Here is a 12,661-nt window from a genome sequence, read left to right as displayed (position 1 = left end):
CCCGATGGGCGGCGGAGCGGGCGGCTTGGGCGGCTCGGCGGCTTGCGGGACAGGTTTCGCCGGGCGTTCCGGCATGCGCTCCAACTGGCGCAGGGTCTGCTGGATGCTGTCGCGGACTTCGCCTTCCAGGCTGGCGACGACGGGAAGAGANCCCCCCCCCCCCCCCCCGCACGGCGTTGCTATCCCGAGACTCCTCACCACGCTCCCCCCTCACCCTAACCCTCTCCCCGGGGGGGAGAGGGGACTCTGCCGGGGGTGCGAGGTTGGCAGGTGCAGCGTTGGCGGTGCCGATAGGGTTCAGCGCTTCGACGACTCCGGCGATACTGACAGCGCCAACCTCCGGCGCCGCAACCGCGGCCACCGCATCCGGCGTCCCCTCCACTGCGTCCCCCGGGGCTCCCGGCTTCACCCCCGGAACCGGCGGCCCGCCGACATCGACGATCAGGTTCCGCCGCTCCATGAAGCTCGCCACCCGCGCCCCGCAGGGCACCGTCGCGGTCAGGCTGCGCCCGCCATCAGCTGTGACGAAGTCCGACAGCCGGCGGGAGAAGCTGTCGCGCAAACTCGCCAGCGGCCAGCGCAGCGGATCGGGCACACTGATGCGCAGGACGCAGCCGTCGACGACCGCGACCGGCTCCATGCCCTTCGGCACCGACAGCACCAGCCGCGAATAGTCGCCATGGTCGCCCAGCTGCGCCCGGACGGCGGCCTGTGCCGGTCCCGGCGCCGCCAGCAGGGCGAGAACCAGCGTCGAACCAAGCGTCAGTGCGGTATCCGGGCGCCGTTTCATCACAGTCGTCTCGCATTTTATCGAAATGATCGCCAAACCTGTACCAAGTCCGGCAAGGCATCGGCCGAACCGGCTCAGGTTGAAACCCGGCTTTAAACTGCCTCGTCCAGATTAAGGCGGAGTTCAAAACCGGAGTGTTCGGCGATGGAGAACCAGCTTTACATCGGACTGTCGCGCCAGATGGCGCTGCGGCGGCAGCTGGACGTCGTCGCCAACAACGTCGCTAACATGAATACCGTCGGTTTCCGTGGCGAACGCACCCTGTTCGAAGCGGCGATGGAGGCCGGCGGGCGCAAGCCGACCGACCGCATCGCCTTCACCATCGACCGCTCCACCTACACCGACCTGCGGGCCGGCGCCTTCACCGAGACCGGCAACCCCTATGACGTGGCGCTGGACGGCGACGGCTTCCTGTCGGTGCAGACGCCGGACGGCGTGCGCTACACCCGCGACGGCCGGCTGCGCCGCGATGCCGACGGCACGCTGGTCGGCCCCAACGGATACGCCGTGCTGGACGACGGCCGCCGGCCCATCGTCATCCCGTCCGATGCGTCCAGGATCACCATCGGCTCCGACGGGCTGCTGTCGGCCGACGGCGCCGTGGTCTCCCGCATCGCCGTCTCGCGCTTCGACAATCCGCAGGCGCTGAAACAGACCGGCGACCTGCTGTTCGAACCGGCCGACGGCATGGAGGCGCGCCCCGCCCCCGACACCCGGCTGGTGGAGGGCAAGGTCGAGCGGTCCAACGTGCAGGGCATCGTCGAGATCGGCCGCATGATGGATCTGACCCGCGACTATCAGGCGGTGACCAAGATGGTGGACGACGGGCAGGACCTGCTGCGCTCCGCCATCAACCGCCTCGGCAAATCCTCTTAAAGTCCCCACAGGGAGAGTCCGTCCATGCGCGTGCTCAGCATCGCGTCCACCGGGATGATGGCCCAGCAGATGAACGTCGAGGTCATCTCGAACAACATCGCCAACATCAACACCACCGCCTTCAAGCGCTCGCGCGCCGAATTCCAGGACCTGATGTACCAGGCGGAAAAGCGCCAGGGCAGCCAGTCGACCGACAGCGGCACCATCGTGCCGACCGGCGTCGAGGTGGGGCTGGGCGTGCGGCCGACCTCGGTCAACCGCATCAACACCACCGGCAACCTGACCTCCACCGGCAACGAGCTGGATCTGGCCATCGAAGGGCGCGGCTATTTCAACGTGACCCAGCCCGGCGGCGAGACCGTCTACACCCGCGCCGGCAGCTTCAAGCTGTCGCCGGAGGGCACCATCGTCACCGCCGACGGCTTCACCGTCGCCCCCGGCATCACCGTGCCGCAGGGCACGCGTGAGGTGGTGATCAACCGCTCCGGCGAGGTGCTGGCCTATGTCGACGGCAAGGCCCAGCCGGTCAACCAGGGCCAGCTGGCGATGACGGTGTTCGTCAACGACAGCGGGCTGGAGGCGCTGGGCGACAATCTGTTCCGCGCCACCCCGGCATCGGGCGAACCGCAGGAGGGGCTGGCGGGGCAGGCCGGTTTCGGCACCATCCGCCAGAAATACCTGGAATCCTCCAACGTCAACGTCGTGCAGGAGATCACCGAGCTGATCTCCGCCCAGCGCGCCTACGAGATGAACGCCAAGGTGATCGAGGCCGGCGACCAGATGGCCTCCACCATGACCAACATGCGGTGATCATCGTGCAGCACCCCCTCCGCCGGCGGCTCTCCGTTCTCCTGCTCGGGACCATGCTGGCGCTTCCCCTTCCGGCTGCCGCCGGTCCTGTCGAGACGCGGCTGGCGGAGGAGCTTCTGGCTTCCCTCGGCCCCGCGATTCCGCCGGACGCCCAGGTGGCGCTGACGCTGGGCCGTCCCTTCGACGGGCCGGTGGATGCCGTGCGCGACATCGGGCTGGACCCCCGCACCGGCATCTTCCAGGCCCGCATCCTCAGCAATGGCCACCCGGTCGAGCTGAGCGGCCGGGCCGACGTGGAGGTGACGATGCCGGTGCCGGTCCGCCGCATCCGGCCGGGCGAGGTGATCGAGGCGTCGGACCTGACCACCGTCCGCCTGTCGCTGGACCGCGCCGGAGCCGGCTTCATTGCCACCGCCGACGCGCTGGTCGGCCAGTCGCCGCGCCGGCAGCTCTCCGCCGGGCGGCTGGTCCAGGTCGGTTCGGTCGGCGCCCCCATCGTCGTCCAGCGCAACCGGCCGGTGACTCTGGTCTACGAGGACGGCGCGCTGCTGCTGGCCGCCCGTGGGCGGGCGTTGCAGGAGGGCGGCGTCGGCGACAGCGTCCGTGTCATGAACATCGCCAGCAGCACCGTCGTCACCGGCACCGTCACCGGGGCCGAGACCGTCTCGGTCAGCGGCCCGCGGGTTCCGCAAGCAGCAAGGCCCTGAGATATCCGATGAAGGGAGCTTCCCAGATGCGCACCGCGCTCGTCCCCATCCTGCTGCTGTCGCTTGGCGCCGGCGGCTGCGCGCGGCTGGCCGACATCGGCAGCGCTCCTTCCCTGTCGGAGATCTCCAACCCGGCGATGCAGCCGGAAGCCCGCGTCATCTCCCTGCCGATGCCGCAGCCGTCGATGGCCGAGCAGATCCCAAGCTCGCTGTGGCGCACCGGGTCGCGCGACTTCTTCCGCGATCCGCGCGCCAAGGCGGTGGGCGACCTGCTGACCGTCGTCATCGACATCTCCGACCAGGCGCAACTGCGCAACAGCACCCAGCGCGGGCGCACCAACAACGAGAAGGCCGGGCTGCCCAACTTCTTCGGGCTGGAGAGCCGCCTTCCCGCCATCCTGCCCGACGCGGTCGATCCGTCCAGTCTGGTCGATCTCGACAGCTCCAGCACGTCGAGCGGCAACGGCACCATCCAGCGCAACGAGCGCATCGCCATGCGCGTCGCCGCCGTGGTGACCCAGGTGCTGCCCAACGGCAACTTCGTCATCGCCGGCCGGCAGGAGGTGCGGGTGAACTACGAACTGCGCGAGATGCGCATCGCCGGCGTGATCCGTCCCGAGGACATCAGCAACGCCAACACCATCGAATACGACAAGATCGCCGAGGCGCGCATCACCTATGGCGGCCGCGGCCAGATCACCGACGTGCAGCAGCCGCGCTACGGCCAGCAGGTGCTGGACGTGATTCTGCCTTTCTGATGCCTTTGGCCCTTCTGATGATCCGGCCTGTTCGGGAGCCCGCGCCATGAAAGCCGTCCTGCTGTTCGTCGTGGCCGCGGCGCTCGCCTTCGCCGGCGGCTACGGCTTCGGCCGGTTCGAGGCCCCGCAGGGCGCCGGCCCCACCCCCGCCGCTCCCGCCGAAACCGTCGTCGGCGGCCCCTATTACGTGGAGGCCGGCCAGCTGGTCGTGCCGATGCTGGACCGCGGGCGGACCGTCGCCTTCATCCTGACCCAGGTGACGCTGGAAGCCGGCAGCGCCGACGACGCCCTGCTGGTCCGCCGCCGGCTGCCGCACGCCCGCAGCGCGATGCTGGAGGCCCTGTTCGACCTCGCCGGCCATGGCCGCTTCAACGGCCCGGCGGTCGACCCGCAGGGCGTCGCCACCGCGCTGCTGGCCGGCGCCAACGGTTCCCTCACCGGTCGCGAGACCGCCCAGCCGATCCGCGCCGTGCTGATCGACCGCCTGCTGCGCCAGGACAACACGCGGCTGTGAGTGCGTCCTCTCCCGTCGGGGAGAGGACGCATGCCGTCACGACGCCGACAGCACCGCGCTCGAATCCACCGTGGCGCCGTTCTTCAGCACGAATTTGCTGGCGCCGTCGACGCTGCGCACCTCGGCCACCGTGTCGCTGACGACGGTGGCGCTGTTCAGCGCCTTGCCGTCCTTGTCCTTCGCCGTCACCCGCAGCGTATAGACCCCGTCGGGCGCGGTGCCGCCGCTGGCGGTCCTGCCGGTCCAGTCGAAGACCTGCCGGCCGGCCTTCGGCGAGCCGGGCGTGCTGTAGACGACGCTGCCGGCGCTGTTCAGCACCTCCAGCTTCACGGAAGCCGGCGTGCCGTCGACGGTGTAGGCGGCCTCCGCCTTGCCGCCGGTCAGCGACAGCTGGTCGGACGCCACCTCCACCTTGCGGCCGAGCAGGGCCATGTCCATGCGCATGCCGCTGCTCTTCAGCGTGTCCAGCACCTTGCCCAGCGTGTCGTTGGAGCGCATCGACTGTTCCACCGTGGACAGCTGCGCCAGCTGGGTCATGAACTGGGTGGCGTCCATCGGCGCCAGCGGATCCTGGTTGCGCAGCTGCGCGGTCAGCAGCTTCAGGAAGGATTCGTAATCGACGGTGGCCTTCTTGGGCTCTTCCGTGGCGGCCGTCTTGGTGGTGGCCGTCGTCGGGCCGGTGCTTGGCGTGGTGGTCATGGCGGGACAGTCTTTCCTGTTCAGACGGTGACGTCGACCAGCCCGTCGATCGGGCGCATCGGTCGGTCGGCAACGGGTTCGGGAACAGCCTCGGCCTGCACGCGCCAGCCGCCGGAGCTGCCGCCGCGGTCGGGAGCGGCGAAGCCGCGCGACTGGCCGTCGCCCTGCAACGAGAACTGAAGGCTGGAACTGTCGAGCGACAGGCCGGCATCGCCGAGCGCGCGTTCCAGCTGCGTCAGGTCGCGCCGCAACAGGGCCAGCGTGTCGGCCTGTTCGGCCTGGACGGTCAGCGAGACCTTGCCGTCGCTGACGTCGGCGACGACGCGGATGCGGCCCAACTCCGCCGGGGCGAGGTCGATGTGGAACTCGCCGCCGCCGGACTCCGCCACGCGGACCAGCGGCGCCGCCAACTGCGCCATCGCCGGGCTGTGCGCGGTGGCGGCCCGGCCGGACGCGGCGGCGGCGGCATAGTGCGTCGCCGCCTGGGCCGGCAGGGGCGGCACCGCCTCGAACCCGGTGGCTGCCGAATCGCCGCCGGTGGTTGGAGAGGTGGTGAAGGGCGGGGCGGTGTCCCGGCCAGCCGGGGCGGGGGCGGCATCGGGTGCCGGCTGGCCGTGTTGGGGGGAAGCGGAGGCTGTGGCCGGCTGGTCGGCCTTGTCGGCAGCGGCACCCTGACGACCGCCGTGCATGCCACGGACGGCGGTGCGGGGATCGGTGCTTTCGTTGCGCCGGCTCTCCCGCCCGTCCGGGGAGGGCGTTGCCTCTGCGGTCGTGCCCGGTGTCGCGGATGTCGTGGCCGCTAGGGTGGCCTGTACGGCCTGGAGCGGCGCCGGAGCCTCCACCGTCCGTCCGGCGCTGCCCTGTGCCGCCGCATCGGCCGGCGCCGTCTGTTCCGGTCCGCTCTTCGCAGCCGGTCCAGCCGGTGCGGACGGTTCCGGCGTCGGCTGCGAAATGGCTGCCGGTGCGGTCGTCGATGCGGTCGCCGCGGCCTGTTCGGCAGGGGGTTTGCCGATACCGGTTGGTTGTCCGGCTTTGGGCATAGCGGAGTCCGGCCCTGCTTCAGGGACCGCCGCTGCCAGAGCCGGTGAGACGGTGGGAGTCGCGTCGGACGGCGGAACGATGGCCACCATCCACGGCATCAGCGGCGCGTCGGTGCCGCCAGCTTGGACGACCGCCTGCACCACCGCCTGGATGATCGCGCCCTGCGCGGCGACGGGATCGTCCGGCCGCGGGTCCTTGCGCTTGCGCAAGCGGTCGAGGCGGGCCGCATCGTCGGGGTCCTCGTCGGCGGTCTCGTCCACCAGACTGGCGAAATCCTCGTCGCGCGCATCGTCGCCGGCCGAACCGCCGCGCTGGGCAGAAGTCGGGGCCGGGCGCGACGGGGTCGCGACGGCATCGGGCATGCTGGTCATGACGCTCAATTGGTCAGGGTGGGGCGCGGCACGGCGGTGACGGGGACTGCGGCTCCGACGACCGCCGGAGCGGCCTTGCGGTCGCCGGGCAGGGCGCGGCGTTGCAGGATCAGCCGCGTCACCTCGCGCGCCTTGGCGTCGGCCATCTCGGCCAGGATCGGCGCGGCACGCCGTTCGGAAATGCGGTCCAGCACATCGACGACCATATCCGTTTCCATGTCGGTCAGGATGCGGGCGGCGTCGCGCGGCTTCATCGCCTCGTAGATCGCCACCATCCGCTTCAGGTCTTCCTGCGCCAGGGTGGAGCGCTGGGTCATCAGCGCCTCGACCTCGCGCTTCACCCCGTTCAGCCGCTGGATCTGCGTGCCGACCCGCGCCTCGGTTGCGGCGAGCACCGCTTCGGCCTCGCGCAGGCGGTTCTGCCGGCCGGACGTGTCGGCCTTCTGCTCGTCGATGGCGGCGCGCAGCAGCGGATCGGTGCAGTTCGGCGGCGCCAGCGCCACCGGCGGCGGGACCTCGGCGACCGGCGTGGACACCAGCAGCGGCACCGGGGCGGGTGCCGCCTCCGCCGTCGCCTTGCCGTCGTTCGCCTTCAGGTCGGTGGCCCAGGGCCGTTCATGGGCGCCGAATTCGCGGTCGAACTGCTGGGCGATGACCGGGAAGCCGTCGACCAGGGCGCCGAGCTTCAGCGGCAGCACCATCAGCACGGCGACCAGCGTGATGGGCAGGATGCGCGGGATCATGCCGACGCCTCCGACCCGACGGTGCGCAGCCGCGCATAGAAGGTGCTGGCCGCCGCCTTCGCCGGGCCGGACGGTGCGGGAGAGGCAGCTTCAACAGGCTGGCCGGCCACCGCGCGCAGAGCCGTTTCCAGCGCCTGGAACTCGCCCTTGTCCACCTCTGCGGCTTTCAGCGCCGACAGAAGGGGAGAGGATGGCGCCGGTTCCGCTTCCTGCGGCTTTGCGGCGGTCCCGGCCTCGTCACCCTCGTCCGGTCGCGTCCGGTTGCGGGTGGCGCGCGCAGAGCTTGCCATCGCGCCCTCATCCAGGCGGCGCAGCAGGGCACGGGCATGCTGGACCGACTCCTCCATGCGGGCGGTGGTGCGCTCGCAGGAGCCCAGGATCAGCCCCATGTCCTCCTTCATGCCCCGGGCGCGGTCGAGATCGTCGGACAGCCGGGCGGCGATCTCCGTCGCCGACGCCACCATGCGCTTCATCGAGGCGTCGGTGTCGTCGATCGACTTGGAGAAGGTCGACACCAGGGCGTTGATCTCGGACTGGCCGGTGCGCAGCAGCTTCAGCCGCTTGTTGACGATGACCAGATAGGCGGTCGCCGTGACCAGCATCACCGCCAGGGCCGCGTCAATGAGAAAGGAGACCATCGATCAGCTCCTGCTTGGTGTCGAGATCGGTGTCGATCTTCACCGCGATGTTGTCGTTGCGCTGTCCCATGTGGCCGGCGAACAGCGGGATGGTCTTGCTGAAGACCAGGACGGTCTGATCCGGGCTGATGCGCAGTTTCAGCGACTGGCCCTTCTGCCAGGCCAGCACCTCGCCCAGCGGGACCTTGGTCTCCGCCAGCACGGCGACCAGCTCCAGCTTGGAGCGCATCAGCTCGTTCTTCAGGTGGCTTTCCCACACCGAGTCATGGCCGAACTTCTCGCCCATGAACATCTGGACCAGCTTGCCGCGGACCGGCTCCAGCGTGGCGTAGGGGATGACGATGTCGATGTGGCCGGTGCGGCGCTCCACCTCCACGGCGATGCGCACGCGGATGATGGCGTTGGTGGCCCGCGTGATGGTGGCGAACTGCGGGTTCACCTCCAGCCGGTCGAAGACGAAATCGACCTGGGCCAGCGGGTCGAAGGACTGCCCCAGATCCTGGAGCACCACCTTCATCATCCGCTCGGTCATCTTGCGTTCGATGGAGGTGTAGGCGCGCCCGTCGATCCGTCCCGGCCTGGACCGCCGCCCGCCCAGCAGCACGTCCATCATGCAGTAGATCAGCGCGCTGTCGATGGTCACCAGCATCTGGTTGTCCCACGGCTCGGCGCGGGCGACGCCGATCAGGGCGGGCAGCTCGATGGCGTCCTGGAAGTCGGTGTAGCGCAGCCATTCGATCTTCGACAGCGACGCCTCGACGTTGGTCGAGGCGAACTGGCGCAGCGAGGTGTTCAGCATCCGCACCATGCGGTCGAACACCACGTCCAGCATAGGCAGCCGGTCCTTGTTGACCGTGGTCGAGCTGACCAGCCGCTGGATGGCGCTCATCTCCGGCCCGCCGCCTTCCGGGGCGCCGAAATTCAGCAGCCGGTCGATCTCCTCCTGGCTCAGCGTTTTGGTCTCGCCGGCCAGCGCCTCCCGCATCGCCTCCGCCATCGCTGCGGCTTCTTCGGCCGGGGGCGGGGCGGGGGCGGCGGTCTGCTGTGCCGCAGCCAGCTCCCACGCGGCGTCCGACCAGTCCGCATCCTCGGCCGGAAGGGATTGGGGGGCTGGCATGGTCGTGGAAGGCGGAGCGGGGGTGTCGGTCGTCATCCGGTGCCTCTGGAGGTCGCTATTGCGTGAGCAGGCTGCGCAGCAGAACGTCGGTGACGACGTCGCGCCGGCCGGCGGGGTCGGACAGGATCAGGTTGAAGCGGCGCTTGATCTCGCTGCGCAGGCGGTGAAGCCCGGCCGACCCCTCGAGGTCGTCCTGGTCCAGGTTGCGCAGAAACTCCTGCAGGCTGTCGGTCAGCTGCGGCATCGCCTGTTCCAGTGCCTGCCGGTCGCGGTGGGCGACAGCCAGGGACAGGCCGATCTTCAGGAAGCGGGACGGCGTGTCGCGGCGCAGATTGACGACCAGTTCCGGCATGTCGACCACGGCATCGGCCGGCGCCGTCTCCGCCGAGCGGGTCCACAGCCGCTCGACCGCCTGCGGACCGGCAGCCAGCCAGTAGCCGCCGAGCCCGGCCGCCGCCACCGCGCCGAGCGCCGCAATGCCGGCGAGCAGCCGGGCGACCGGCAAGGCCACCACCAGGATCCGTCCCGATCCGCGCAGCCGGTCGAGCACCTCGTCCCGTGCCGCTCCCGTCCCTGTCTTCGCCATGCCGAACTGTGTAATCATCGCTCCATCCCGCCGGACATTGCCGAAAATTTTAATCAACCGAGCATTCTTTAAAGTTTTAGCGGCTTTGTCTTTGGCGACATCCCCGTTTTTTACTCCGCTTAAAAGTCGCGTCGTTAGCGTGACGGGGTGCGCAGGGCGAAGACTAGGCCCGCCGATTTTCAGAAACTTTAAAGGTGCGGGGAACCGTGGACAGTCTGATCGACACGTTGCGGTCGTTGGGGCGCGGTCGGCTGCTCGTGCTGGCGGGGACCGGCCTCGGCATCGTCCTGGCCGTCGCCGGCATGGCGGTTCTGCTGTCGCAGCCGCACATGACCGCGCTTTACAGCGGGCTGGAACCGGCGGAGGCCGGCCGCATCGCCAAGGCGGTCCAGGACATGGGCGTGCCGGTGAATGCCGGCTTCGACGGCACGACGATCAGCGTGCCGCAGGCCGACGTCTCCCGCGTCCGCATGGCGCTGGCGGAGAAGGGCCTGCCCGCGCATGGCGGTGTCGGCTACGAGCTGTTCGACACCGACAAGCCGCTCGGCATCACCAGCTTCATGCAGCGCATCAACCGCCTGCGCGCCATGGAGGGCGAACTCGGCCGCACCATCGAGACGCTGTCCGGCGTCGAGGCGGCGCGTGTCCACATCGTCCTGCCGGAGCGTGAGGAGTTCTCGCGCAGCGCGCCCAAGCCGACCGCGTCGGTGGTGGTGCGCATGCGCGGCCGGGGGTCGATGGACCGCAAACAGGCCTTGTCGATCCGCCATCTCGTCTCCGCCGCCGTGCCCAATCTGAAGCCGAGCGCCGTGACGGTGATGGATTCCTCCGGCGAGCTTCTGCTGACCGAGGATGACGGGCCGGGGCTGGCGTCGGCGCGCACCGACGGGCTGCGGGTCGCGGCGGAAACCCGCGTCGCCCGCGCGGTCGAGCAGATGCTGACCGCCCGGCTCGGTGCCGGCAACGTCCGCGTCCAGGTCGCCGCCGAGGTGGAGACCAAGCGCGAGGTGGTGCGCAGCCAGACCTTCGACCCCAACAGCCAGGTGATCCGCTCCACCCAGTCCGTGCAGGAGCAGGAGCGCAGCCAGGACAGCAACGGCGAGCCGCCGGTCACCGCCGAACAGAACCTGCCGCAGCGCGACGTGCGCGCCCAGTCGCAGGGGCCGCAATCCTCCAACGACACCAAGCGGCAGGAGGAGACGGTCAATTACGAGATCTCCAACGTCAGCCGCGAGACGGTGATCGAGCCGGGCGACGTCCGCCGCCTCAGCGTCGCCGTGCTGGTCAACGGCACCTGGAAGACCGCTGCCGACGGCACCCGCCAGTACGAACCGCGCACGGCGGAGGAGCTTCAGCGCCTGGGCGAGCTGGTCCGCTCGGCCATGGGCTTCAGCGAGGCGCGCGGCGACCGGGTGACGGTGGACAATCTGGAATTCGTCGATCTGGCCCCCGACCTCGCGCCGCGTCCGCTGGGCGACGAGATCGCCGAGACGCTGACCCGCAACGTCATGACGCTGATCCAGTGGGTGATCCTGTTGGTGCTCTCCGCCCTGGTGATCCTGGTCGGGCTGCGTCCGCTGATCCGCCGCGTCTTCCCGGCGCCGGAACCGGTGGTGGCGGAGGCCGCCGCCCCGGCGCTGGCGGCTCCGGCCGGCGGCGCCATGCCGCAACTGACCGGCCCCGCTGTCACCGCTGCGGCCGGTGCCGCGCTGGGCGACGGCGGGGAGGCCGATGCTGCGCTGGCTGCCGCGCCGATGGCGCCGCAGCTGGGCATCGAGGAGACGATGGACCAGCTGATCGAGCTGCGCACCGTGGAGGGCCGCGTCCGCGCCTCCTCCATCCGCCGGCTGGGCGAGCTGGTCGACCAGTACCCGGACGAGGCCATCGATATCCTGCGCTCCTGGCTCTATGAGGAGGTGGCGTGATGGCCGCCTATCCGCGCTACCGCTTCGACCACAGCTTCGGCGCGCCCGCCGCGGTGGCGGAACCGGACGAGGCGGAGGCTGTCGATCCACTCGACCTGCCGAGCCTGTCCGAGCGCGACCATCGCGCGGCGCTGGCCGAAACCCGCCGGACCGCGCTGGCCGAGGGCCTCGCCCAGGGCCGGCGCGACGGCGAACTGGCCGCCGCCCGCCGGATCGAGGCGGAACTGTCGGCCACCCTCGACCAGCTGGCACAGCGGATGGCCGCGCTCGACGCCGACCACGCCGCGGTGATGGAGCGGCTGGAGGCCCAGGGCGCCTTCGTTCTGCTGGCGCTGGTCCGCCGCATGGCTCCGCGCCTGCTCGATGAGGTCGCCCGCGCCGAGGTGGAGCGTCTGGCCGTCGATGCCCTGCGCGCCGCCGGGCAGGCCCCGGTTCTGACCCTGCGCCTGCACCCGTCGCTCTGCCGCCCGCTGGAAGAGCGGCTGGCCGGGCAGGGCGTCTTCCAGGGACGCCTCGACATCCAGGGCGACCCGGCGCTGGCCGTCGGCGCCCTGGAGGCCAACTGGGGCGCCGGCTCAGTCAGCCGCGATCCCGCCGTTTTCGAGGCCGCCGTCGCCGCCCTCACCGACCGCGCCGTCGCCGCCCTGGCGCCGGCCCTGTCCTCCGACATGCCCCAACCGATGTGAAGCGAGACTCCTCATGCCTCCCTTGAACCTCGACATCCTCGACGACGATCCCAAGCAGGCGGAGAAGGCCCCCGAAAAGGCCGGCGACAAGGCTTATGACGGGCCGATGAACGCCATCTACAACGTGCCGGTGGACGTGCAGGTCGTGCTGGGCCGCACCAGCATGCTGGTGGCGCAACTGCTGAAGCTCGGCCGCGGCGCGGTGCTGGAGCTTGAGCGCAAGGTGGACGAACCGGTCGAGGTGCTGGTCAACCACCGTCTGGTCGCGCGCGGCGAGGTGGTGATCGTCGAGGACCAGCGGCTCGGCGTGACGCTGACCGAGATCGTGCGGACGGAGCTGGAGATCGACTGAGGGGAAGAAATCCCAAACTTCCCTCTCCCGTCCCGGGAGAGGGAAGGG

The 12,661-nt window shown here is 70.3% G+C and carries 15 protein-coding genes; 9 read left to right on the top strand and 6 right to left on the bottom strand.

Annotation, left to right across the window (positions count from 1 at the left end):
• The first annotated feature begins 458 nt into the window (after positions 1-458).
• The 6 genes from VH569_RS27950 (at position 459) to VH569_RS27925 (ending at position 4,455) form a co-directional block, all read left to right on the top strand.
• On the top strand, positions 459-674 hold the full coding sequence (locus VH569_RS27950; RefSeq protein ID WP_423319689.1) for a hypothetical protein: 216 nt from the start codon (positions 459-461) through the stop codon (positions 672-674).
• A 260-nt stretch (positions 675-934) separates the two neighbouring features.
• Complete coding sequence (gene flgF / locus VH569_RS27945; protein ID WP_109050683.1) at positions 935-1,666, top strand: flagellar basal-body rod protein FlgF; 732 nt, start codon at positions 935-937, stop codon at positions 1,664-1,666.
• Between the two features lie 24 nt (positions 1,667-1,690).
• Positions 1,691-2,476 (top strand): flagellar basal-body rod protein FlgG, encoded by a 786-nt coding sequence (gene flgG / locus VH569_RS27940; protein WP_109050682.1) that lies wholly within the window; start codon positions 1,691-1,693, stop codon positions 2,474-2,476.
• 5 nt (positions 2,477-2,481) lie between these two features.
• Entirely contained in the window at positions 2,482-3,183 is a 702-nt protein-coding gene (flgA, locus tag VH569_RS27935; RefSeq protein WP_423319687.1) for a flagellar basal body P-ring formation chaperone FlgA, read from the top strand.
• A 26-nt stretch (positions 3,184-3,209) separates the two neighbouring features.
• A complete protein-coding gene (gene flgH / locus VH569_RS27930) occupies positions 3,210-3,941 on the top strand; it encodes a flagellar basal body L-ring protein FlgH (RefSeq protein ID WP_109050681.1) in 732 nt (243 codons plus the stop codon).
• A 46-nt stretch (positions 3,942-3,987) separates the two neighbouring features.
• Complete coding sequence (locus VH569_RS27925; RefSeq protein ID WP_423319685.1) at positions 3,988-4,455, top strand: hypothetical protein; 468 nt, start codon at positions 3,988-3,990, stop codon at positions 4,453-4,455.
• 36 nt (positions 4,456-4,491) lie between these two features.
• Here VH569_RS27925 and VH569_RS27920 read toward each other — a convergent pair whose 3' ends face one another.
• The 6 genes from VH569_RS27920 to VH569_RS27895 are packed head-to-tail and all read right to left on the bottom strand — an operon-like array spanning position 4,492 to position 9,668.
• Positions 4,492-5,154: a flagellar hook assembly protein FlgD gene (locus VH569_RS27920; RefSeq protein ID WP_423319683.1), complete on the bottom strand. Its 663-nt coding sequence runs from the start codon at positions 5,152-5,154 to the stop codon at positions 4,492-4,494.
• Positions 5,155-5,174: 20 nt separating this feature from the next.
• The gene (locus VH569_RS27915; RefSeq protein ID WP_423319681.1) at positions 5,175-6,566 is read right to left on the bottom strand and encodes a flagellar hook-length control protein FliK; all 1,392 of its coding nucleotides are present in this window, start codon (positions 6,564-6,566) and stop codon (positions 5,175-5,177) included.
• A 5-nt stretch (positions 6,567-6,571) separates the two neighbouring features.
• A complete protein-coding gene (locus VH569_RS27910) occupies positions 6,572-7,309 on the bottom strand; it encodes a MotE family protein (RefSeq protein WP_423319679.1) in 738 nt (245 codons plus the stop codon).
• Positions 7,306-7,947, bottom strand: coding sequence for a DUF6468 domain-containing protein (locus VH569_RS27905; RefSeq protein ID WP_423319677.1), 642 nt, complete (start codon positions 7,945-7,947; stop codon positions 7,306-7,308). The genes VH569_RS27910 and VH569_RS27905 overlap by 4 nt, the downstream gene beginning before the upstream one ends.
• On the bottom strand, positions 7,928-9,100 hold the full coding sequence (gene fliM / locus VH569_RS27900; protein ID WP_423319675.1) for a flagellar motor switch protein FliM: 1,173 nt from the start codon (positions 9,098-9,100) through the stop codon (positions 7,928-7,930). Before fliM ends, VH569_RS27905 begins: the two co-directional genes overlap by 20 nt.
• A 19-nt stretch (positions 9,101-9,119) precedes the next feature.
• Positions 9,120-9,668 (bottom strand): flagellar basal body-associated FliL family protein, encoded by a 549-nt coding sequence (locus VH569_RS27895; RefSeq protein ID WP_423319672.1) that lies wholly within the window; start codon positions 9,666-9,668, stop codon positions 9,120-9,122.
• Positions 9,669-9,856: 188 nt separating this feature from the next.
• On the opposite strand from VH569_RS27895, the gene fliF reads away from it, so the two are divergent.
• Genes fliF through fliN form a run of 3 tightly spaced genes read left to right on the top strand, consistent with a single transcriptional unit; the run spans position 9,857 to position 12,613 of the window.
• Entirely contained in the window at positions 9,857-11,575 is a 1,719-nt protein-coding gene (gene fliF / locus VH569_RS27890) for a flagellar basal-body MS-ring/collar protein FliF (protein ID WP_423319670.1), read from the top strand.
• Positions 11,575-12,261 (top strand): flagellar assembly protein FliH, encoded by a 687-nt coding sequence (locus VH569_RS27885; protein WP_423319668.1) that lies wholly within the window; start codon positions 11,575-11,577, stop codon positions 12,259-12,261. Before fliF ends, VH569_RS27885 begins: the two co-directional genes overlap by 1 nt.
• 13 nt (positions 12,262-12,274) lie before the next feature.
• Complete coding sequence (gene fliN, locus VH569_RS27880; RefSeq protein ID WP_098735505.1) at positions 12,275-12,613, top strand: flagellar motor switch protein FliN; 339 nt, start codon at positions 12,275-12,277, stop codon at positions 12,611-12,613.
• The last annotated feature ends 48 nt before the right edge of the window (positions 12,614-12,661 follow it).

Source organism: Azospirillum sp. 11R-A, from assembly GCF_049472615.1.
GTDB lineage: Bacteria > Pseudomonadota > Alphaproteobacteria > Azospirillales > Azospirillaceae > Azospirillum > Azospirillum palustre.
Note: the sequence above shows the minus strand (reverse complement) of the source record. Positions and strands in the feature narration are given on the sequence as shown.

Coding starts and splice junctions, on each gene's coding strand:
- VH569_RS27950 (WP_423319689.1), top strand. CDS start 459: ATGAAGCTCGCCACCCGCGCCCCGCAGGGCACCGTCGCGGTCAGGCTG.
- flgF (WP_109050683.1), top strand. CDS start 935: ATGGAGAACCAGCTTTACATCGGACTGTCGCGCCAGATGGCGCTGCGG.
- flgG (WP_109050682.1), top strand. CDS start 1,691: ATGCGCGTGCTCAGCATCGCGTCCACCGGGATGATGGCCCAGCAGATG.
- flgH (WP_109050681.1), top strand. CDS start 3,210: ATGCGCACCGCGCTCGTCCCCATCCTGCTGCTGTCGCTTGGCGCCGGC.
- VH569_RS27925 (WP_423319685.1), top strand. CDS start 3,988: ATGAAAGCCGTCCTGCTGTTCGTCGTGGCCGCGGCGCTCGCCTTCGCC.
- VH569_RS27920 (WP_423319683.1), bottom strand. CDS start 5,154: ATGACCACCACGCCAAGCACCGGCCCGACGACGGCCACCACCAAGACG.
- VH569_RS27915 (WP_423319681.1), bottom strand. CDS start 6,566: ATGACCAGCATGCCCGATGCCGTCGCGACCCCGTCGCGCCCGGCCCCG.
- VH569_RS27910 (WP_423319679.1), bottom strand. CDS start 7,309: ATGATCCCGCGCATCCTGCCCATCACGCTGGTCGCCGTGCTGATGGTG.
- VH569_RS27905 (WP_423319677.1), bottom strand. CDS start 7,947: ATGGTCTCCTTTCTCATTGACGCGGCCCTGGCGGTGATGCTGGTCACG.
- fliM (WP_423319675.1), bottom strand. CDS start 9,100: ATGACGACCGACACCCCCGCTCCGCCTTCCACGACCATGCCAGCCCCC.
- VH569_RS27895 (WP_423319672.1), bottom strand. CDS start 9,668: ATGATTACACAGTTCGGCATGGCGAAGACAGGGACGGGAGCGGCACGG.
- VH569_RS27885 (WP_423319668.1), top strand. CDS start 11,575: ATGGCCGCCTATCCGCGCTACCGCTTCGACCACAGCTTCGGCGCGCCC.
- fliN (WP_098735505.1), top strand. CDS start 12,275: ATGCCTCCCTTGAACCTCGACATCCTCGACGACGATCCCAAGCAGGCG.